18 protein-coding genes are annotated in these 20,072 nt (G+C 72.0%); 9 read left to right on the top strand and 9 right to left on the bottom strand.

Translation table 11 applies throughout. From position 1 onward, the window contains the following. Window positions 1-47 precede the first annotated feature (47 nt). Window positions 48-1,064: an LLM class F420-dependent oxidoreductase gene (locus ABH925_RS14445; protein WP_370147915.1), complete on the top strand. Its 1,017-nt coding sequence runs from the start codon at window positions 48-50 to the stop codon at window positions 1,062-1,064. Window positions 1,065-1,105: 41 nt separating this feature from the next. Here the strand turns inward: ABH925_RS14445 and ABH925_RS14440 are convergent, their stop codons facing one another. From ABH925_RS14440 to ABH925_RS14425, 4 genes are all read right to left on the bottom strand, one after another. After that, window positions 1,106-1,894 carry a maleylpyruvate isomerase family mycothiol-dependent enzyme gene (locus ABH925_RS14440; RefSeq protein ID WP_370147914.1) on the bottom strand — a complete coding sequence of 263 codons (789 nt, stop codon included), beginning with the start codon at window positions 1,892-1,894 and terminating at the stop codon, window positions 1,106-1,108. A 104-nt stretch (window positions 1,895-1,998) separates the two neighbouring features. Then, entirely contained in the window at window positions 1,999-3,030 is a 1,032-nt protein-coding gene (locus ABH925_RS14435) for a prenyltransferase (RefSeq protein ID WP_370147945.1), read from the bottom strand. A gap of 50 nt (window positions 3,031-3,080) precedes the next feature. Continuing rightward, window positions 3,081-3,824, bottom strand: a complete 744-nt coding sequence (locus ABH925_RS14430; RefSeq protein ID WP_370147913.1) for a methyltransferase domain-containing protein — start codon at window positions 3,822-3,824, stop codon at window positions 3,081-3,083. A 51-nt stretch (window positions 3,825-3,875) separates the two neighbouring features. Then, the gene (locus ABH925_RS14425; RefSeq protein WP_370147912.1) at window positions 3,876-5,207 is read right to left on the bottom strand and encodes a glycosyltransferase family 4 protein; all 1,332 of its coding nucleotides are present in this window, start codon (window positions 5,205-5,207) and stop codon (window positions 3,876-3,878) included. 233 nt (window positions 5,208-5,440) lie between these two features. Between ABH925_RS14425 and ABH925_RS14420 the strand changes: the two genes are divergently transcribed. Next, entirely contained in the window at window positions 5,441-6,037 is a 597-nt protein-coding gene (locus tag ABH925_RS14420) for a TetR family transcriptional regulator (RefSeq protein WP_370147911.1), read from the top strand. 111 nt (window positions 6,038-6,148) lie between these two features. Here ABH925_RS14420 and ABH925_RS14415 read toward each other — a convergent pair whose 3' ends face one another. Together ABH925_RS14415 and ABH925_RS14410 are read right to left on the bottom strand one after the other, a co-directional pair. After that, on the bottom strand, window positions 6,149-6,382 hold the full coding sequence (locus ABH925_RS14415) for a ferredoxin (protein WP_370147909.1): 234 nt from the start codon (window positions 6,380-6,382) through the stop codon (window positions 6,149-6,151). Beyond that, a complete protein-coding gene (locus ABH925_RS14410) occupies window positions 6,382-7,860 on the bottom strand; it encodes an aldehyde dehydrogenase (RefSeq protein WP_370147908.1) in 1,479 nt (492 codons plus the stop codon). The genes ABH925_RS14415 and ABH925_RS14410 overlap by 1 nt, the downstream gene beginning before the upstream one ends. 158 nt (window positions 7,861-8,018) lie before the next feature. On the opposite strand from ABH925_RS14410, the gene ABH925_RS14405 reads away from it, so the two are divergent. Beyond that, complete coding sequence (locus tag ABH925_RS14405; RefSeq protein WP_370147907.1) at window positions 8,019-9,071, top strand: MBL fold metallo-hydrolase; 1,053 nt, start codon at window positions 8,019-8,021, stop codon at window positions 9,069-9,071. A gap of 49 nt (window positions 9,072-9,120) precedes the next feature. Here ABH925_RS14405 and ABH925_RS14400 read toward each other — a convergent pair whose 3' ends face one another. Then, window positions 9,121-10,266 carry an FAD-dependent oxidoreductase gene (locus tag ABH925_RS14400; RefSeq protein WP_370147906.1) on the bottom strand — a complete coding sequence of 382 codons (1,146 nt, stop codon included), beginning with the start codon at window positions 10,264-10,266 and terminating at the stop codon, window positions 9,121-9,123. 83 nt (window positions 10,267-10,349) lie between these two features. Here ABH925_RS14400 and ABH925_RS14395 point away from each other — a divergent pair, with 83 nt between their 5' ends. After that, window positions 10,350-10,958, top strand: a complete 609-nt coding sequence (locus tag ABH925_RS14395; protein ID WP_370147905.1) for a TetR/AcrR family transcriptional regulator — start codon at window positions 10,350-10,352, stop codon at window positions 10,956-10,958. A gap of 123 nt (window positions 10,959-11,081) precedes the next feature. Continuing rightward, window positions 11,082-11,996 (top strand): TIGR03619 family F420-dependent LLM class oxidoreductase, encoded by a 915-nt coding sequence (locus ABH925_RS14390; protein WP_370147904.1) that lies wholly within the window; start codon window positions 11,082-11,084, stop codon window positions 11,994-11,996. 116 nt (window positions 11,997-12,112) lie between these two features. Here the strand turns inward: ABH925_RS14390 and ABH925_RS14385 are convergent, their stop codons facing one another. Further along, a complete protein-coding gene (locus ABH925_RS14385) occupies window positions 12,113-13,282 on the bottom strand; it encodes a steroid 3-ketoacyl-CoA thiolase (RefSeq protein WP_370147902.1) in 1,170 nt (389 codons plus the stop codon). Window positions 13,283-13,477: 195 nt separating this feature from the next. Here ABH925_RS14385 and ABH925_RS14380 point away from each other — a divergent pair, with 195 nt between their 5' ends. From ABH925_RS14380 to ABH925_RS14370, 3 genes are all read left to right on the top strand, one after another. Further along, window positions 13,478-14,710, top strand: coding sequence for a cytochrome P450 (locus ABH925_RS14380; protein ID WP_370147901.1), 1,233 nt, complete (start codon window positions 13,478-13,480; stop codon window positions 14,708-14,710). 89 nt (window positions 14,711-14,799) lie between these two features. Further along, the gene (locus ABH925_RS14375; protein WP_370147900.1) at window positions 14,800-16,827 is read left to right on the top strand and encodes an MFS transporter; all 2,028 of its coding nucleotides are present in this window, start codon (window positions 14,800-14,802) and stop codon (window positions 16,825-16,827) included. A gap of 171 nt (window positions 16,828-16,998) precedes the next feature. Continuing rightward, on the top strand, window positions 16,999-17,994 hold the full coding sequence (locus tag ABH925_RS14370) for a peptidoglycan-binding protein (protein ID WP_370147899.1): 996 nt from the start codon (window positions 16,999-17,001) through the stop codon (window positions 17,992-17,994). Between the two features lie 38 nt (window positions 17,995-18,032). Here the strand turns inward: ABH925_RS14370 and ABH925_RS14365 are convergent, their stop codons facing one another. Beyond that, window positions 18,033-18,665: a TMEM165/GDT1 family protein gene (locus tag ABH925_RS14365; protein WP_370147898.1), complete on the bottom strand. Its 633-nt coding sequence runs from the start codon at window positions 18,663-18,665 to the stop codon at window positions 18,033-18,035. A gap of 245 nt (window positions 18,666-18,910) precedes the next feature. Between ABH925_RS14365 and ABH925_RS14360 the strand changes: the two genes are divergently transcribed. Continuing rightward, window positions 18,911-19,897, top strand: coding sequence for an aldo/keto reductase (locus tag ABH925_RS14360; protein WP_370147897.1), 987 nt, complete (start codon window positions 18,911-18,913; stop codon window positions 19,895-19,897). Window positions 19,898-20,072: the final 175 nt, after the last annotated feature.

Here is a 20,072-nt window from a genome sequence, read left to right as displayed (position 1 = left end):
GCGATGCATCAGACGCGGCAGTCATCGGGATCAGGGGGTCATCCACCATGCGGCTCGGTCTGGTGCTCGGCTACTGGGGCGCGGCCCCCACCCCAGGATTCGTCGAACTCGCAGTCGAGGCCGAACGCTTGGGCTATGACTCGGTGTGGACGGCGGAGGCCTGGGGGTCCGACGCGTTCACCCCGCTCACCTGGATCGCCGCCCACACCAGCAGGATCCAGCTGGGCACCGGCGTGGCGCAGATGGCCGCGCGCACCCCCACCGCCACCGCCATGCACGCCATGACCCTGGACCACCTCTCCGGTGGCCGGCTCGTCCTCGGGCTCGGCCTCTCCGGCCCGCAGGTCGTCGAGGGCTGGTACGGGCGCCCGTTCCCGCGCTCGCCGCTGACCTCGGTCCGCGAGTACGTGGACGTGATCCGCCAGGTGCTGCGCCGCGAGAAGCCGGTGACCCTGGACGGCGCCTACCACCCGCTCCCCTACCCCGGCCCGGACGGCACCGGCCTGGGCAAGCCGCTGAAGCCGATCCTGCATCCGCTCCGTGCCGACCTGCCGATCCTGCTCGGTGCGGAGGGCCCGAAGAACATCGCGCAGACCGTGCGGATCGCCGACGGGTGGCTGCCGCTCTACTTCTCCCCCGCGCCGGAACGCGCCGCTCTCTACGCCGAGCCACTGTCCGCCGCCCGCCCCGGCTTCACCGTGGCGCCCCTGGTCCACGCCCGGGTCTGCGACGACGTGGCCGAGGGGCTGGCCCCCATCCAGGCCATGCTGGGCTTCTACATCGGCGGCATGGGCGCGCGCGGACGGAACTTCCACGCCGACCTGATGGCCCGGATGGGCTTCGAGGCCGAGGCGCGGCAGATCCAGCAACTGTTCCTGGACGGCCGGCAGGCCGAGGCGATCGCCGCCGTCCCGGCCGCCTTCGCCGACGAGATCTCACTGGTCGGCCCGCGCGAGCGGATCGCCGAACGCCTGGACGCCTGGCGCGCGAGCCCGGTCACCGACCTGCTGGTCACCTCCCGCGACCCGCACACCCTGCGGACCCTGGCCGAGCTCGTCCTCTGACCGCCGGGTCCCTAACCCCGCAAGTGGCGCCGCCAAGTAGGTCAGCCGAAGGCGAGGCCGTCCAGCCAGAGCGCAATCACCGCGCTGTCGCCCAACCGCTCCACCTCGTTCGGCACCGCACTGGTATGCCGGTTCAGCAGCAGTTCCATCAGCTGGGCGGCCGGGCCGCGCAGCGCCGCGTCCGCCTTGGCGTGACCTCGCTCGTAGCGGAAGCCCTCGGGCGTACGGCTGAGCAGCCACTCGCCGTGGGTGTCGGTGCAGTGCACATGCAGGGTGTCGCCGTCGCCCCGCAGCCGGTCCCGGTTCCGGTAGACCCGGGCGGCCGGGGCACCGGCGTTGTGCAGGAGTTCGTCGATGTTGTCGGCGGCCAGGTCGGCCGGGACCTTCCCGGCCCGGCCCAGCGCCAGTTCGGCGTCGAGCCGGTGCACCATCGTCTCGTGCGCCATCCGCCGGCCCCAGAAGCGGGTGTTCTGTTCCCAGGCCCAGCCCCACACCCGCAGGTCGGGACCGGCCTTGCGGAGCTCCTCGGCCACCGCGAGGCCGCCACGCCGCAGCCAGTCGGCGCGGCCGTCCGCGTCGTCCGGCATGACCGGGTCCGGCAGGGCGTCAAAGCCGAGCCGCTCCTGGGCCCCGGTCCGGACCACCTCGGTCACCCAGCGGTGCACCATGCCCTGGTGCCGGCACAGTTCGGCCAGATCCCAGTCGGGGCAGCTGGGCACCCGCGCGGCCTGGTCCCCCTCGGCGACCAGGCCGGCGAAGAGGCGTACGTCCGCCTCAAGCTCCGTCAGATAGCGCTCGTGCTCCAGCCAGCCGGCCGTCTCGTCCACCACGTGCTCGCACCCCCTTCGCCGTCCACCCCACCGATGGACGGTCAGTCGGGACGCTAGCACCCGGGTACGACAGGGGCCTCGGTATTGTTCCGGCCGTCGGGCGCTCAACCCAGCCGTGCGCCGCAGCAGTCGTCGGCCAGGCCGGCCGGCAACTGCGCGCCGCCGAAGACCGAGACCGTGGCGTCGTCGCCGCCCAGTGCCGCGACGGCCAGCAGCAGCGCGCCCGCGGTCCAGGTGGTGCGCTCCTCGGGCCAGACCGCGTCGTCCTCGAAGACGTACCCGGTCCAGTAGCCGCCGTCCTCGTGCCGCAGGTGCTGGATGGAGCGCAGGATCTCCACCGCGTGGTCCGACTCGCCGATCGCCCACAGTGCCAGCGCCAGTTCGGCACTCTCGCCGCCGGTCACCCAGGGGCGGTCGGAGACGCAGCGCACGCCGAGGCCGGGGACGACGAAGCGGTCCCAGTCGCGCTCGATGCGCGCCTTGGCGGCGTCGCCGCGCAGCGCCGTGCCCAGCACCGGGTAGTACCAGTCCATGGAGTAGCGGTCCTTGTCGAGGAACCGCTCCGGGTGGCAGGCGACGGCGTGGCCGAGGCGCCCGGCGGCCAGCTCCCAGTCGGGCTGCGGCTCCTCCAGGTAGTCGGCGATGGCCAGTGCGCAGCGCAGCGCGTGGTGGACGCTGGAGCTGCCGGTGAGCAGCGCCTCGTCGGGCGCGCTGCCGTCCTCCTCGCGCCGCCAGGCGACGGTGCCGTCCGCGCGCTCCAGGCCGAGCACGAACCCGACGGCGCGGCTGACGGTGGGCCAGATCTCCTCCAGGAAGGCGTCGTCGCCGGTGGCCAGGTGATGGTGCCAGACGCCGACGGCTATGTAGGCGCAGAAGTTGGACTCCCGGTTGTGGTCCGTGACCACACCGTCGGTGTAGGCGGAGTACCAGGAACCGTCCGGGTTCTGATGCCGCATCAGCCAGCGGTAGCCGGCCTCGGCGGCCGCGTGCTCGCCGGCGACGTCCAGGGCCATGGCGGCCTCGGTGTGGTCCCAGGGGTCGAGGTGGCCGCCGGTGAACCAGGGGATGCCGCCGTCGGCGCGCTGGTCCGCGAGGATGCTGCGCACCGTGGCCGCGGCCTGGCCGGCGTCGAGCACTCCGGGCAGCAGCAGGACGTCCGGTACCGCGACCGGTCCGGTGCCGGCCGTCACCCGAGGTCCTGCCGGTCGGAGCGGGGCTTGGTCGCGTAGGCGACGAAGCTCTTGCCGATCAGCGGGTTCAGCGCGCTCTCGGCGGCCCGGGTGAGCGTACTGATCACCGGGGTGCCGACGATGTCCCAGACCAGCAGCTGGTGGTAGGCCTTGACCGGCAGTGCCTTGTCGTTGTCGACGCCGACCGCGCACTTGATCCACCAGTACGGGGAGTGCAGCGCGTGGGCGTGGTGGGTGCCGTAGGGGTCGAGCCCGGCGCCGCGCATCTTCTCCAGCAGCTCGTCGCCCCGGTAGATGCGGATGTGGCCGCCCTCGACCTCGTGGTACGCGTCCGAGAGCGCCCAGCACACCTTCTCCGGCAGCCAGCGCGGCACGGTGATCGCTATCGACCCGCCCGGCTTGAGCACCCGGACCATCTCGGCGAGCACGCCCTTGTCGTCCGGGATGTGCTCCATCACCTCGGAGATGATGACCTTGTCGAAGCTGTCGTCGGGGAACGGCAGCGCCAGCGCGTCGCCCTCCATGGCGACGGCGGAGGCGCCGGCCGGGGCCTCGCCCTCCGCGTCCATCGCCGCGAACCAGCGCTGGACCTCGCGGATCTCCTCCGCGTTGCGGTCCAGGGCGACCACCCGGCCGCCGCGCCGGTACACCTCGAAGGCATGCCGGCCCCCACCGCAGCCCAGGTCGAGGACCCGGTCGCCGGGGGCGATCGGGAAACGTGAGAAGTCGACAGTCAGCACAGTCGTGGGGCTCCGTTCACGGCGTCAGGTTCAGGGGTGTCGGTACGGCGGTCAGACGTAGCGCCAGCCGGCGCCGGCCCGGGCGCGCTGCCCGGCCCCGGTGGCGATCGCCTCGCGGTAGCGCTCGGCGGTGAGCTCGGCGGCGCGCTCCCAGGTGAAGTGCGCCAGCACCCGTTCCCGCCCGGCCGCGCCCATGCGGCGGCGCAGGTCCGGGTCGTCCAGCAGCCGTCCCAGCGCCGCCGCGAGCGCCCCCGGGTCGGCCGGCGGCACCGCTAGGCAGGTCTCGCCGTCCGGGCCGGACACCTCGGGGATGGCCCCGCCGGTGGTGGAAACCAGCGGCGTGCCGGTGGCCATCGCCTCCGCGGCCGGCAGCGAGAAGCCCTCGTAGAGGGAGGGCACGCAGGCGACCTCGGAGCTGCGCACCAGATCCACCAGTTCGGCGTCGCTGATCCCGCCCCGGAACTCGACCGCCTGCTCCAGACCGAGCCGCCGGATCGCCTCGGCGACCGGGCCGTCCTCGCGGCGCCGGCCGACCACGACCAGGTGCGCGTCGCGTTCGGTGCGGACCTTGGCGAGCGCCTCGATCAGGTGGACCAGACCCTTGAGCGGCACGTCCGCGCTGGAGGTGGTGACGATCCGTCCGGGGACCTCGGCCACCGACGGATCCGGCGACCACAGCCGGGTGTCCGCCCCGATCGGGACCACGTGCACCCGCTCCGGGCGCACGCCCAGGTGCTCGCTGATCTCGCGGCCCGAGCTCTGCGACACGGTGAGCACCGAGTCGAGCCGCTGCGCGACCCGGCGCTGCATCCGGGTGAAGCCGTACCAGCGGCGCACCGACAGCTGCTTCACCAGCCCGTCGGCGGCGGCCAGGTCGAGCGCGCGGTCGACGGTGATCGGGTGGTGGACGGTGGTGACCAGCGGGAAGCCGATGCGTTCCAGGCCGAGCAGGCCGTAGCCGAGGGTCTGGTTGTCGTGGACCACGTCGTAGCGGCCCCGGTGCCGGGCCAGGTGGCGGCGGGCGCGCAGGCTGAAGGTGAGCGGCTCGGGAAAGCCGCCGGTGCGCATGGTCGCGTACTCGACCACGTCCGCGACGCTGCGGTACTCGCCCAGACGGGGGTTGCGGAACGGATCCGGCTGCCGGTACAGGTCCAGGCTGGCGATCTCGGTGAACGTGAGCCGCCCGGGCCCGTCGGTCTCGTCCAGCACGGGATAGGGCTGCCCGCCGAGCACCTCGACATCGTGGCCCAGCCGGGCCAGTTCGCGGGACAGGTGGCGGACGTAGACGCCCTGGCCACCGCAGAAGGGGTTGCCCTTGTAGGAGAGCAACGCGATCCGCAGCGGCCGGTCAGCGGGTACGACGTCCCGCGCGGCACTGGTCACCCTGGAATACTCTCCTCTGCCGACGATCGCCCCAGTCAGGGTAATCTAGAACACGTTCCATTGGTGGAGCGCATGGAGACCTAGAGGTTACCGGCCCGTAGCGGGACCCCCGGGGGCAGGGCGGGTGATTCGCGCCACGCCCCGCCGTTGCGCCATCATCTCCACCAGGCACAACGCCGCAGACTCCGCTACCAGCGCCACCCAGGGCACCACCAGACGGGGGGACAGCCCGCATGACCACCAGCCCCAGGCCGCCCGCGACCCCGCCGCTGACCGAACGCCAGGAGGCCCGCCGCAGGCGCATCCTGCACACCGCCGCACAGCTGGCCTCACGCGGCGGCTTCGACGCGGTGCAGATGCGCGAGGTCGCCGAGAACTCCGGTGTCGCCCTGGGCACGCTCTACCGCTACTTCCCCTCCAAGGTGCACCTGCTGGTGGCGACCATGCAGGACCAGCTCCAGCTGATGCAGGAGCAGGTCCGCAAGCACCCGCCGTCCGGCGACGATCCCGGTGCTCGGGTCACCGAGATGCTGATGCGGACCTTCCGCGGGCTGCAGCGGGAACCGCAGCTCGCGGAGGCCATGGTCAGAGCGCTGAGCTTCGCGGACCGCTCGGTCAGCGCGGAGGTCGACCAGGTCAGCCGGCTCACCGCGATCCTGATCACCGAGGCCATGGGGCTCGACCACCCGCCGAGCCGCGAGCAGCTGGCCGCTGTTCGCGTGATCGAGCACACCTGGCACTCCGCGTTGGTCACCTGGCTCTCCGGGCGGGCTTCGATCGCGCAGGTGCGGATCGATCTGGAGACGGCTTGTCGACTGCTCGCGGAGTAACCGCGGGGTGCTGTGCTGCCAACAGTGCAGGTGCGTGGGGGGTTGGCAGCGCACGTAGTTAATCAAGCGGAGCCTCGCGCCCCTTAGGTGGTAACGGGGTTGCTCGCCAGTTCAGTCTTCTGGGGGGAAGACGGGGTCGGCGGTGTCGGCGAGGCGGAGGGTTATGGCTTCGACCGGGCAGCTCTCGGCGGCGGCCAGCAGCGCCTCGGAGGCGTCGGCCTCCTCCGCCTGCGGGTGCGACTGGCGGGCGCTGTCGAGGCGGAAGCCGTCCGGCGCGGAGGCGACGCACAGCCCGGAGCCGATGCAGACGGAGCGGTCCACCTCCACCCGCCAGCGGTCGCCCATCAGGCCTCCCCGTCCGCCGCCGGAGCGGTGTAGCCCTGCGGGAGATGCACGGTCTTGGCCTCCAGGTAGGAGTCCAGGCCCTCGGGGCCGAACTCCCGGCCGATGCCGGACTGTTTGAAGCCGCCGAAGGGGCCCTTGAAGTCCAGGCTGAAGGTGTTGACCGAGAAGGTGCCGGTGCGCACCTGCCGGGCGATGTCGATTCCGTGCTCGACGTCCCCGCACCAGACCGCGCCGGACAGCCCGTAGTCGGAGTCGTTGGCGATCCGCACCGCGTCCGCCTCGTCCTCGTACGGGAGCAGGCAGACGACCGGGCCGAAGATCTCCTCGCGGGCGACCCGCATCCGGTTGTCCACGCCGCCCAGCAGCGTCGGCTCCACGTACCAGCCCTTCGGCTGCGCCGCCGGGACGCCGCCGCCGGTCAGCACCTTGGCGCCCTCCTCCTGGCCGATCCGGATGTAGTCGAGGTTGCGCCGCTGCTGGCGCCGCGCCACCAGCGGGCCGACCTGGGTGGACTCGGCCAGCGGGTCGCCGACGACCAGCGCGCCGATCGCGGCGACCAGCCGCTCGGCGATCTCGTCGTAGCGGGAGCGCGGGGCGAGGATCCGGGTCAGCGCCACGCAGGCCTGACCGTTGTTCATGTACGACGAGCCCATCAGGTTGGCGACGGCCGCGTCCAGGTCGGCGTCCGGGAGCAGGATCGCGGCCGACTTGCCGCCCAGCTCCAGGGTGACCCGGGTGAGGTGGCGCGAGGCCACTTCCATGATCCGCCTGCCGGCCGGGACCGAGCCGGTGAAGGAGACCTTGTCGACGCCCTCGTGCCCGACCAGGTACTCGCTGACCTCGCGGTCCGCCGGGAGGATGCTCAGCACGCCCTCCGGCAGCCCGGCGTCCTTGACGATCTCGGCCAGGATGTAGGAGTCGAGCGGGGTCTCCGGCGAGGGCTTGAGGATCACCGAGCAGCCCGCGATCAGCGCCGGGGCGAGCTTGGCGGCCGCCACGAACTGCGGGACGTTCCAGGGCACCACGGCCGCGACCACGCCGACCGGCTCGCGGCGCACCAGGATCGGCCCGAGCACCCCGGCCCGGTGCTCCTCGAAGGCGAAGTCCCGGGCGGTGGCGATGGCCGCGTCCCAGATCATCATCGGACCGAAGGCCTGGGCCAGGATGCTCCAGGAGTACGGCGAGCCGTTCTCGGAGCTGATCACGCGGGCGATCTCGTCCGCCCGGGCGGCGATCCCGTCCTTGATCCGCTCGGCGACCGCGAGCCGCTCCGCCAGCGGCGTCCGGGACCAGGGCCCCTGATCGAACGCACGCCGGGCGACGGCCACCGCGCGGTCCACGTCGGCCCGGGAGGCGTGCGGGACCCGGCCGATGACCTCCTCGGTGTGCGGGGAGACCACCTCGATGACGTCCGTGCCGGCGGGGGCGACCAGCTCGCCGCCGATGAAGAGTTCGCCGTACTCGACTAGCTCGGCCATTGCCCGTCCTCCACCTCGACTGCTGACGCCCCGTCATATTCGACGGTTGATAGAACTGATATCAGTTCTACTTATCCGGGGCAACGGTCGTGCAGTAGGCTGCCCGACTAGTTGCCCCATACATGGAACATGTTCTACCTCTCGGAGAGGACGGCAGCATGCCCGCCTGGGAGACCCCGCCCACGCAGGACCTCGGCGGCGGTGTGTGGAGCATCACCGTCCCCATCCCGGACAACCCCCTCCGCTACACCCTGGTCTACCTGCTGGAGAGCGACCGCGGCCCGGTCCTGGTGGACACCGGCTGGGACGACCCCAGCGGCCGCACCGCCCTCGCCGAAGGACTGGCCGCGGCCGGCTTCTCCCTCGCCGACGTGCACGGCGTGCTGATCACCCATCACCACCCGGACCACCACGGCCTGTCCGCCCATGTACGGGAGCAGTCCGGCGCCTGGATCGCCATGCACGGCGTCGAGGCCGGCATCGTCCGGGCGCTGCACGACACCCCGTCGAGCCGCTGGATCGGCCGGATGTCCCGGTCGATCCGCACCGCGGGCGTGCCGCAGGAGCACCTGGACGGGCTGTCGGCCTTCGGCAGCGCCGGAGCGCCGCTGGCGACCACCCTGCCCGACCGGGAGCTGGTGCACGGCGAGTCGGCCGGCGTCCCCGGCCGCGACCTGCGCGTGCTGTGGACGCCGGGCCACACGCCCGGCCACGTCTGCCTGTACCTCAACGAGGACGGCCACCCCTCGCGCCTGCTCTCCGGCGACCATCTGCTGCCCACGATCAGCCCGGTCGTCAGCCTCTACCCGGAGAACCCCGACGACGATCCCGCCGAGCCGGTCTCCGACCTGGTCCGGGGCGACCCGCTGGGCGACTTTCTCGACTCCCTGGAACGCATCGCGGCGCTCGCCCCCGAGGAGATCCTCCCCGCACACCAGTACCGCTTCACCGACACCGCGGGCCGGATCCGGGAACTGCTGGACCATCACGTGGTCCGGCTGGCCGACCTGTACACCCAACTCAAGCAGGAGCCACTGACACTCTGGCAGGCCGCCCAGCAGATGCACTGGAACCGGCCCTGGGCCGAGCTCAGCTTCGTGTCCCGGCACCTCGCCCTGTCCGAGGCGGCCGCCCACGTCCGCCGCCTGGTCAAAACCGACCTGGCCGAGGAACTCGCCGACACCGACCCGGTCCTGTTCCGCGCCCTGTGACGGCCTGCGGTCCCCGACTCCTGACTCCTGACTCCTGACTGGATTCGCCTCAGGGCCGGGCGTCGCCGTCGGGGCCGACCCCGGGCAGGCCGGCGCCCAGCAGGTGCTCGGCGCCGCCTTCGAGGAGCCTGGCCATCTCGGTGGAGCGGGGGAGCATGGTCTTCTCGTAGCTGCGGACGGCGTCGTCGACGGTGGCCGAGTCGGCCAGGGCGAGGGCGAGTTCGCAGGCGTCGAGCATGGCGAGGTTGACGCCGACGCCGAGCGGGGGCATGAGGTGGGCTGCGTCGCCGAGCAGGGTCACCGTCGGGTTGTGCTCCCAGGTGTGCGGGACGGGCAGCGCGAGGATCGGGCGGTCGACGTAGCGGCCTTCGTTGTCGGTGATCACCCGGCGCAGGCGGGGCGACCAGTCGGCGTAGCTGTCGAGAAGCAGGGCGCGGATGCCGTCGGTATCGTCGGCGGTCAGGCCGCTCCGGCTGATCCAGTCGACCGGGACCCGCTGGATGAGGTAGACGCGGATGTGGTCTCCGCTGTTGCGCTGGGCGAACAGGCCGCGGTCACCGTCGGCTGCCGCGGCGCTGCCTGAACCGACCAGTCCGGCGAGGTCCGGGTGCCGGTTGTCGACGTCGGAGAACCAGGCCTCCAGGAAGCTCACCCCGGTGGACTCGGGGACGGCCGGGGACACGGCCGGCCGCACCCGGGAGGAGGCGCCGTCGGCGCCGATCACCAGATCGGTCTCGACGGTCGTGCCGTCGGCGAAGTGCAGCCGCCGCGGTCCGTCGGCGGGACCGCTGATCGCGTCGAGGGCCTGTCCCCAGCGCACGGTCCCCGGCTCCAGGGAGTTCAGCAGCAGATCGCGCAGCTGGCCGCGGTCGATTTCCGGCTTGAAGAGCTCGCCGTCCTGCGGGACGTGGTGGGAGGTGATCGTGCCGCTCGGGTCCATCCGGCGCATTTCCTGCCCTTCGGGGCGGGCCAGCGCGAAGAACTCGTCGAGCAGGTCGGCTTCGCGCAGGGCGATCTGGCCGTTGTCGGCGTGCAGATCCAGGGTGCCGCCCTGGTTGCGGGCGTCGGGGCCCGGGTCGCGGTCGTGGACGGTGACCGCGATGCCGCGCCGCTGGAGGATGCGGGCGCAGGTCAGCCCGCCGGGTCCGGCGCCGATGATGCTGATCCTGGCCTGGGCAGGTGCCACGGACGTCATGCTGCTCCCTACGTAGTTTTTTTGGAACCGCTACAAACATACAACAGTTCCATGTTTGCGCAATGCCCGGTAAGGTTGACGGCATGGCAGAGACGATCGACCGCGCGGGGACGGGGGGACGCCGCGAACGCAAGAAGGCCGCCACCCGCCAGGCGATCGCCGATACGGCACTGCGGCTGTTCCTGGAACGCGGCTACGAGCAGGTGGGCGTCCGCGAGATCGCCGAGGGCGCCGACGTGTCCGTGTCGACCCTGTTCAACTACTTCCCGCAGGGCAAAGAAGCCCTGGTCTTCGACGAGGACGCCCGCAACGAGGCCGCCCTGGTCCGCGCGGTCACCGACCGGCCGCCGGGCCAGACCATCCCCCAGGCGCTGCGCGCCCACCTCACCGGCTTCGTCGGCTCGGCCCACACCCAGGACCCCCGCTTCGCCGACTTCCGGCGGCTCATCCAGGAGACCCCGGCCCTGCGGGAGTACGCCCGCACGATGTGGCTGCGCCACGAAAGCGCTCTGGCCGGCGCGCTCGCCGAGCAGACCGGCCGGCCGGCCGACGACCTCATCTGCGCCGCCTACGCCCGGTTCACCCTCGAAGCCCTCGCGTTCGCCGGCTCCCGCCCGGACCCCGCCGCCGCCATCGACCAGGCCTGCCTCCTGCTCGACCAGGGCTGGACGACCACGGCCGCCCAGCCCTGACACCGGGCGGATCCGGTTCCGCTCCGCGCCCGGGGCCGATCCGGGCGAACCGGGGACGGGCGGCGGTTCGCCGACGGAGAATCAGCTCCGTCACAGCCCCTCTCCGGACGGAGCATCCGCACGATGCGCATCGGTCTCGCCCTGCCCCAGTACGGCGTCTTCGCCGACCCCGAGGCCACCGTCACGGTGGCCACCGCCGCCGAGGCGGCCGGCTTCGACAGCCTCTGGGCCGCCGACCGGATCCTCGCCCCGCTCGCCCCCCGCGACAGCTACGGCGGCACCGGCCGGCCGATGCCCGAGGAGTTCCGGGTGTTCCTCGACCCGCTCACCCTGCTGACCCTGGCCGCCTCGGTCACCACCCGGGTCCGTCTCGGCACCAGCACCCTCAACGCACTGTGGACGCCCCCGGTGATGCTGGCCCGCACGCTCACCACCCTGGACCTGATCAGCCGGGGCAGGCTGGACGTCGGCATCGGCCTCGGCTGGTCCCGGGACGAGTACCAGTCGGTCTCCGTCCCCTGGGAGGGACGCGGCAAGCGCCTGGACGAGACGCTGGACCTGCTGGAGACCCTGTGGACCGCGCCCACGATCGAGCACCACGGCGCGCACTGGACCGTCCCGGCCTCGACCGTGGAGCCCAAGCCGGCGCAGTCCCCACGCCCGCCACTGTTGCTGGCCGGACTCACCCCCGCGGCGATAGCCCGGGTCGGCCGCCGCGCGGACGGCTGGCTCGCCGTGGGCGTGCCGCTGCCCGTGCTCGGCACGATGTGGCAGGGCGCCCGGCGCGCCGCCGAGGAGGCCGGCCGGGACCCGGAGGCGCTGCGCGGAGTGCTCCGCCTCAACCCGCACGTGACCCGCGACCCGGCTCCGGCCGAGGCGGTGCCCACCAACGGCACCGTCGCCCAGATCGCCGGCTACGTGCACGCGGCCGAGGCCCTGGGGCTCCACGAGGTGCTGCTCGACCTCCAGCAGACCGGCCTGAGCAGCAGCAGCCAACTGCTGGACCTCGCAGGCGAACTGAAGGCGGCAATCGGCTAGCCCCGGACGGGCCGGGGCACAAGACGGCCCGGACGGCGCGGTCCCCACCACGCCGTCCGGGCCGCTCCCCGGGTGGGGGACCTCGGAACCCCCTGCGGACGTCAGAACTGCGGACGTCAGAGCCGCTGCAGGATCGTCCCGGTCGCCAGCGCGCCGCCCGCGCACATGGTGACCAGGGCGAACTCCTTGTCCGCACGCTCCAGTTCGTGCAGCGCCGTGGTGATCAGCCGGGCGCCGGTGGAGCCCACCGGGTGGCCCAGGGCGATGGCCCCGCCGTTGACGTTGACCTTCGCCAGGTCCGCCTCCATCACCTGGGCCCAGGAGAGCACCACCGAGGCGAACGCCTCGTTGATCTCCACCAGGTCGATGTCGGCGAGCTTCATCCCGGCCTTGCCGAGCACCGCCCTGGTGGCGTCGATCGGCCCGTCCAGGTGGTAGTGCGGGTCGGTGCCGACGACGGCCTGGGCGATGATCCTGGCGCGCGGGACCAGCCCGAGCGCCTTGGCCGCACGCCGGGAGGACCACATCACGGCAGCGGCGCCGTCCGAGATCTGCGAGGAGTTGCCGGCCGTGTGGATCGCCGCGGGCATCACCGTGCGCAGGCCCGCCAGGGCCTCCATGGAGGTGTCGCGCAGGCCTTCGTCGCGGTCGAAGAGCCGCCACATCCCCTGCCCGGCGAGCTGCTCGGCCTCGGTGGTCGGCACCTGGACCGCGTAGGTCTCACGCTTGAAGCGCTCCTCGGCCCAGGCGTTGGCGGCACGTTCCTGCGACATCACCCCGAGCCGGTCCAGGTCGGTACGGGTCAGCCCGCGCCGGCGAGCGATCCGCTCGGCGGCCTCGAACTGGTTGGGCAGGTCGACGTTCCACTCCTCCGGGAACGGGCGGCCCGGGCCGTGCGCAGAGGCGCTGCCCAGCGGCACCCGGCTCATCGACTCGACGCCGCAGGCGATCCCGACGTCGATGACCCCGGCCGCGACCATGTTGGCGACCATGTGGTTGGCCTGCTGCGAGGAGCCGCACTGGCAGTCCACGGTGGTCGCGGCGACCTCGTAGGGCAGGCCCATCGCGAGCCAGGCGGTGCGGGCCGGGTTCATGGACTGCTCCCCGGCGTGGGTGACGGTCCCGCTGACGATCTGCTCGACCACGTCCGGCTGGACCCCGGTGCGGGCCAGCAGCTCACGGAAGGTCTCGCCGAGCAGGTAGCCGGGGTGAAGGTTGGCGAGGGCGCCGCCCCGCTTGCCGATGGGGCTGCGCACTGCTTCGACGATGACGGGTTCAGCGGCCATGACTCGCCCTCCGGGAAGCCCGGGCGCTCGCTCGGAGCGCCGGTGAGAACTGATACGCGTTCTAGTTCTGGGGACCTTTGTATGCGCCCCAGGCGCACCGGCGCAAGGCTCTTGCGTTGACTAGAACGTGTTATTACTGTCGAGTCGCAGACCTGACGTGCCGTCAGGTCCTGGCCCGTTGCCCCGGAGGCACCGATGACCTGCCCGGCCCTGCCCGACGGCTTCGACTTCACCGATCCCGACCTCAACCAGCAGCGGGTCCCGCTGCCCGAGTTCGCACTGCTGCGCGGGACCGAGCCGGTGCGCTGGATCCCGCAGCGGCCGGGCACCACCGGGTTCACCGACGGGGGCTACTGGGCGGTCACCCGGCACACCGACGTCAAGGAGGTCTCGGTGCACCCGGAGACCTTCTCCTCCGAGCGCAAGACCGCGATCATCCGCTTCCACCCCGACATGGACCCCTCCGGGATCGACGGCCAGAAGCTGATCATGCTCAACATGGACCCTCCGGAGCACACCCGGCTGCGCCAGATCGTCCAGCGCGGCTTCACCCCGCGCGCCATCAACGCGATGCAGCAGACCCTGCGCGACCGGGCCGAACGCATCGTCGCCGCCGCCCGGAAGGACGGCAGCGGCGACTTCGTCCGCGACATCGCCTGCGAGCTGCCGCTGCAGGCCATCGCCGAGCTGATCGGCGTGCCGCAGGAGGACCGCGCGAAGATCTTCGACTGGACCAACAAGATGGTCGCCTACGACGACCCCGAGCTGTCCGTCAGCCAGGAGGTCGGCACCCAGTCCGCGATCGAGCTGATGATGTACGCGATGGGCATCGCCGAGCAGCGCAAGGGCTGCCCCGCCCACGACATCGTCACCCAGCTGGTCAGCGCCGAGGGCGAGGGCAACCTCAGCTCGGACGAGTTCGGCTTCTTCGTGCTGCTGCTGGCCGTGGCCGGCAACGAGACCACCCGCAACGCCACCAGCCACGGGATGCACGCCCTGCTCACCCACCCCGAGCAGTGGGAGCTCTACAAACAGCGCCGCCCGCACACCGCCGCCGACGAGATCGTCCGCTGGGCCACGCCGGTGATGTCCTTCCAGCGCACCGCGACCCGGGACGTCGAGCTCGGCGGCGCGAAGATCGCGGAGGGCGACCGCGTCGGCATCTTCTACAGTTCCGCCAACAACGACCCCGAGGTCTTCGACCACCCCGAGCGGTTCGACGTGCTCCGCGACCCCAACCCGCATCTGGGCTTCGGCGGCGGGGGCCCGCACTTCTGCCTCGGCGCCAACCTGGCCCGGCTGGAACTCGACCTGGTCTTCAACGCCATCGCCGACACCGTGCCGGACATCCGGCTGACCGGCGAGCCCCGGCGGCTGCGCTCGGCCTGGCTCAACGGCGTCAAGGAACTCCCGGTCCAGTACGCCTGACCGGCTCGCCCGTTCGGGCGTCCACCGCAGGCAGCAAGGCCGTTCCGCTGAGAGGCTGGGAAGCCAGTCCACCAGCAGCGGAGGGGTCGATGGCCCAGCAGCAGGCAACCGTGGGGGTCGGGCCCGACCAGCCGCCGATCGAGGAGGACTCGGGCCGGGTCCGGCTGGTCTTCGTGGGCGTCATGCTGGGCATGTTCCTGGCCGCACTCGACCAGACCATCGTCTCCACCGCGCTGCCGACCATCGTCGGCGACCTCGGCGGCGCCAACCACCTCTCCTGGGTGGTCACCTCCTACCTGCTGGCCGCGACCGCGACCACCCCGCTGTGGGGAAAGCTCGGTGACCTCTTCGGCCGCAAGTACGTCTTCATCATCTGCATCGTCATCTTCCTGATCGGCTCCGCGCTCTGCGGCATCTCGCAGAACATGCTGGAGCTGATCAGCTTCCGCGCGCTGCAGGGCCTGGGCGGCGGCGGGCTGATGGTGCTGGCGATGGCGGTCATCGCCGACGTGGTGCCGCCCCGGGACCGGGGCCGCTACCAGGGCGTCATCGGCGCGGTGTTCGGGGTGTCCTCGGTGGTCGGGCCGCTGCTCGGCGGCTTCCTGGTGGACAACCTCAACTGGCGCTGGGTCTTCTACGTCAACCTGCCGGTCGGCATCGTCGCCCTGTTCGTCATCGCGACCGCGCTCAAGGCCAAGAACCCGGACACCCGCCCGAAGATCGACTACCTGGGCACCCTGCTGCTGGCCGCCGCGTCCACCTGCCTGGTGCTGATCACCAGCCTCGGCGGGACCACCTGGAAGTGGAACTCGGTCGAGGTGTGGGGCTGCGCCGTCGGCGCGGCCGTGCTGATCGCCGCCTTCATCCTGGTCGAGCAGCGGGTCCCGGAGCCGGTGCTGCCGCTGCGACTGTTCCGCAACCCGGTCTTCACGGTCTGCTCCGGCATGGGCTTCGTGATCGGCCTGTGCATGTTCGGCGCGCTCTCCTTCGTCCCGCTCTACATGCAGGTCGTCAACGGCAACTCGCCCACGGTCTCCGGACTGCGGCTGCTGCCGATGATGGCCGGACTGCTGCTCACCTCCATCGGCACCGGCCAGCTGATCAGCAGGACCGGCAAGTACAAGATCTACCCCATCATCGGCACCGCGCTGACCGTGCTGGCGCTGGTGCTGCTGGCGCAGGTGGACGACACCACCAGCAGCACCGTCATGGGGCTGGACCTGCTGGTGCTCGGCCTGGGTCTGGGCATGGTGATGCAGGTGCTGATCATCGCGGTGCAGAACTCCACGGACTTCGCCGACCTGGGCACCGCCACCTCCGGCGTCACCTACTTCCGCTCCATCGGCGGCTCCTTCGGCGCGTCCATCTTCGGCACCGTGCTCAACAACCAGCTCAACTCCAAGCTCACGACGGCGCAGGCGAACGGCACCCTGTCGCCGCTCCTCCCGGTGAAGCAGCTACTGGCCAACCCGACCAGCGTGCAGCACCTGCCGCCGGCTCTGAAGCCGCTGGCACAGCCCTTCCTGCACATCTACGCGCTGTCGCTGCAGACGGTGTACCTGGTGGCGGCCGGGATCGCGGTGCTGGCGTTCGTGCTGTCGCTGTTCCTGCGCGAGGTGCCGCTGCGCACCGCCAACCGCACGGCGGAGCAGGGCGAGGCGGCCGGACTGCCGACCTTCCGCAGCTCGGCGGAGGAGATCGAACGCATGGTCACCAAGCTCTCCAGCCGGGAGAACATCTGGGAGCGCTACGGCCGGGTCATCGAGCGGGCGGACGTCGACATCAGCGTCCCGCACGCGTACGGCCTGTTCCGGCTGTGCCATGCCGGACCGATCACCGAGGAGGAGATCTGCCGCCGCAACAAGGTCTCCGCGGACGAGATCCGGCCCAAACTGGACGCCATGGTCAACTCCGGCCGGATCCAGCGGGACGGCGACGGTCTGATCACGCTCACTCCGGCCGGCGACGAGGTGGTGCGGAAGCTGACCGACGCACGCCTGGCGCTGCTGAACGAGAAGTTGGAGGGCTGGTCCCCGGACCAGCACGCGGAGCTGCTGTCCATGCTCAAGGAGCTGGCCGACAACTCCATGGACGCGCCCGGCCGGGTGCTGTCCTGAGCCCGCTCCACCCCGCGCCGGGTCCAGCTGCTGGTACGGCTGCCCACTGGAGTGAATGTCCTGCATAATCGGTCACCGTTCGACGGGTCCGATGGAGGGGAATCGATGGCGGGTCAGCCTTGCGGCATATGCGGCCTTTCGCAGGCGTCCGGCGCCTGCCGCTGCCCGGCCGTGGGTGACGCCGAGACCGCGGTCATCCCGATCGTCGGCGGTCCGGAACTGGTCCGCCCCTACGTGCAGTCCGCGGAGATCGTGGAGCCGGCCGTCGCCGACCCCGACTCGTACCCGGATGCTTACCCGGACGGGGGCCACGACCCGTACGCGCCCGGGCCGTACCAGCAGGGCGGGGGCGGCGGGGCGGAGACCACGGTCTTCCAGCCCGCCGGGTACGAAGCCGGGTACGGGCAGGGCCCGTTCCGGCCCGGTGGGGGCGGCGGCGATGGCGCCGGCGGCGAGACCGTACTGCTTCCGGCGCAGCGCCGTTCCACCGAGCTGGTCCGCTACCAGCCCGGCGGACGCGCCGTCAGCAGACGCGCGGCGGCCTCCGGCGCGAGTGCTTCGGGCTCCGGTGCGAAGCGGCGGCGCGCGCTGCTGATCGCCGCCGGCGCGCTGGCCGTGGCCGGGCTGGGCGTCGCCGCGGCGGCGGTGCCGTCACTGCTCAACGGCAACCGGGTCGACCAGGCCATGCCGCAGCCCGGGGTCACCGCCCCGCTGCCCACCCAGACCTCCGACTCCGCCTCGCCCGCGGCTGCCGCCCAGCAGAGCACGGCCTCCCCCTCGGCCAGGCCGACCGCGTCACCGTCCCGGGTGCACCACAGCGCCAGGCCGTCCGCCCCGGCCACACCGAGTACGGTCCGCAGCACCGCCCCGACCAGCCCGACCTCCCCGGCCAGTTCCGCGCCCGGCACCGCCTCGGCCACCCCGTCGTCGGCCGGCGGCGGGCAGACGCTGCAGCAGGGCGACAGCGGGCCGGCCGTGATGACCATGCAGGAGCAGCTGGACAACTGGATCAGCGGCTACGTCTACCCCGACGGCGTGTACGGCAGGAAGACCACGGAGGCGGTCGCCTCGTTCCAGGACCAGTACGGCGTCCAGGGCGACCCCTCGGGCGTGTACGGGCCGAACACCCAGGCCGAGCTGGCCGCCCTGCAGAGCGGCGGCGGCTGACCCCAGCCCCACCCGGGCCGCCGCACCGTTCGGCGCCGTCAGCCGGTGACGGCTCCGACCAGGCTGACGCCGGCCATGATCAGCATGACCACCGCCGCCACCCGGGTGATCACCCGCAGCGGCACGTGCTTCATCAGCTTCTGCCCGCCCACGATGGCCAGGCCGGACACCGAGCACAGCGCCAGCCACGAGCCCAGGCCGACCGCCAGCGGATCCGCGTACTTCGCGGCCAGGTTGGCGGTGGCGATCTGGGTCAGGTCGCCGAACTCGGCGATCAGGATCATCAGGAAGCCGGCCCCGGCGACCTTCCAGAACCCGGTCGACGAGGGCTCCTTCACGGCGCCCCCCTCCTCGTCCTCCTCCTTCTGCAGCAGCAGCATCGCCGCGCCGCCCAGGAACAGCAGGCCGACCACCGCCTCCACCCAGCGGTGCGGAAGCAGCGCGAGCAGGCTTCCGGCCGCGATCGCCAGGCCGACCTGGACCGCCATCGCGGCGGCGATGCCGGCGAACACGTAGCTGCCCCGGTAGCGCGTGCCCAGCACCAGGCTGGCCAGAGCCGTCTTGTCCGGGAGTTCGGCCAGGAAGATGATGCCGAAGGTGATCGCGGCAACGGTGATGTTCACGTGGGAGACGTCCTCGAAGGTCGGGGTGTTCCGCCGCGCCTTCGGCATCCGTTCGGGGTCGCCTCGGCACGGCAGCACACTGGGCGGGGGCTCAGGTCCTGCGGCCGAAGGTCTCACCAGCACCGTCGCACGATGCCCCGGGCGCCGGGCCGGCCTCGCGATGCGGGGCCCGCCAGTATGTCGACGGTCCGGTGGGGGCTACTCCCCTTCGATCGGTACAACCCTACCCGATCGGCTGAGCCGGGCCCGAGGCGATCTCGACAACGGGGCGGGGGCGGGGACAGGGTGGCCTCATGGAGTACACCTCTCTCGGCCGCACCGGCCTGTCCGTGTCCCGGATCTGCCTGGGCACCATGAACTTCGGCCCACACACCGACGAAGCCGCCGCACACGCGCTGATGGACACCGCCCACCAGGAGGGCCTCAACTTCTTCGACACCGCCAACACCTACGGCGGGGGCGACCACCGGGGCCGTACCGAGCAGATCATCGGCAGCTGGTTCGCCCAGGGCGGTGGCCGCCGCGAGCGCACCGTACTGGCCACCAAGCTGTACGGGAACGCCGGCGCCCCGGGTCGCGCGCCCTGGCCGAACGAGGACAAGCTGTCCGCGCTGAACATCCGCCGGGCCTGCGAGGCCAGCCTCAAGCGGCTGGGGACCGACTACATCGACGTGTACCAGATGCACCACGTCGACCGGGCCACGCCCTGGGAGGAGATCTGGCAGGCGATGGAGGTGCTGGTCGCCCAGGGCAAGGTGCTGTACGTGGGCAGCAGCAACTTCGCCGGCTGGCACATCGCCGCCGCCCAGGCCGCCGCCGGCCGGCGCCACTTCACCGGCCTGGTTGCCGAGCAGTCGCTCTACAACCTGCTGGCCCGCACCGTGGAGCTGGAGGTGCTGCCCTCGGCCCGGTACCACGGCCTCGGCGTCATCCCCTGGTCCCCGCTGCAGGGCGGGCTGCTGGGCGGGGTGCTGCGCAAGGCCGGCCAGTCCGGCGTCCGCAGCGCGGACCGCGCCAGGAAGCTGACTGCCGCTCAGCGCGAGCAACTGCAGTCGTACGAGGACCTCTGCGACAAGCTCGGCCACGAGCCGGGCACGGTCGCGCTGGCCTGGCTGCTGCACCAGCCCGCCGTCACCGCCCCCATCGTCGGCCCGCGCACCGCCGACCAGCTCGACACCGCGCTGCGGGCACTGGACGTGACGCTGGACCAGGAGACGCTCGACCGGCTGGACGAGATCTTCCCCGGCCACCGTCCAGCGCCGGAGGACTACGCCTGGTAGCCCTGTTCGGGCGGGGCGCGCGAGCCCCGCGTGCGCCTGGGAACCGCGCTCCCGAAGGCTGTCGGGCGGGGCAACCCGCCCGGCAGCGGGGCCGATCGGTTCCCAGATTCACGCTGTACCATTCGGGACATCCCAGCCCGAGCTCACGAGAGACGATCACGAGGTCTGCGTGTTG

The organism is Streptacidiphilus sp. EB129 (assembly GCF_041262645.1).
Taxonomy (GTDB): domain Bacteria; phylum Actinomycetota; class Actinomycetes; order Streptomycetales; family Streptomycetaceae; genus Streptacidiphilus.
The sequence above is the reverse complement of the archived record's forward strand: the minus strand, read 5'-3'. Positions and strand labels throughout refer to the sequence as shown.

Bases quoted from the DNA above. Each gene is read 5' to 3' on its own strand.
- ABH925_RS14445 (WP_370147915.1), top strand. From the start codon at position 48: ATGCGGCTCGGTCTGGTGCTCGGCTACTGGGGCGCGGCCCCCACCCCA.
- ABH925_RS14420 (WP_370147911.1), top strand. From the start codon at position 5,441: ATGACCACCAGCCCCAGGCCGCCCGCGACCCCGCCGCTGACCGAACGC.
- ABH925_RS14415 (WP_370147909.1), bottom strand. From the start codon at position 6,382: ATGGGCGACCGCTGGCGGGTGGAGGTGGACCGCTCCGTCTGCATCGGC.
- ABH925_RS14410 (WP_370147908.1), bottom strand. From the start codon at position 7,860: ATGGCCGAGCTAGTCGAGTACGGCGAACTCTTCATCGGCGGCGAGCTG.
- ABH925_RS14405 (WP_370147907.1), top strand. From the start codon at position 8,019: ATGCCCGCCTGGGAGACCCCGCCCACGCAGGACCTCGGCGGCGGTGTG.
- ABH925_RS14400 (WP_370147906.1), bottom strand. From the start codon at position 10,266: ATGACGTCCGTGGCACCTGCCCAGGCCAGGATCAGCATCATCGGCGCC.
- ABH925_RS14395 (WP_370147905.1), top strand. From the start codon at position 10,350: ATGGCAGAGACGATCGACCGCGCGGGGACGGGGGGACGCCGCGAACGC.
- ABH925_RS14390 (WP_370147904.1), top strand. From the start codon at position 11,082: ATGCGCATCGGTCTCGCCCTGCCCCAGTACGGCGTCTTCGCCGACCCC.
- ABH925_RS14385 (WP_370147902.1), bottom strand. From the start codon at position 13,282: ATGGCCGCTGAACCCGTCATCGTCGAAGCAGTGCGCAGCCCCATCGGC.
- ABH925_RS14380 (WP_370147901.1), top strand. From the start codon at position 13,478: ATGACCTGCCCGGCCCTGCCCGACGGCTTCGACTTCACCGATCCCGAC.
- ABH925_RS14375 (WP_370147900.1), top strand. From the start codon at position 14,800: ATGGCCCAGCAGCAGGCAACCGTGGGGGTCGGGCCCGACCAGCCGCCG.
- ABH925_RS14365 (WP_370147898.1), bottom strand. From the start codon at position 18,665: ATGCCGAAGGCGCGGCGGAACACCCCGACCTTCGAGGACGTCTCCCAC.
- ABH925_RS14360 (WP_370147897.1), top strand. From the start codon at position 18,911: ATGGAGTACACCTCTCTCGGCCGCACCGGCCTGTCCGTGTCCCGGATC.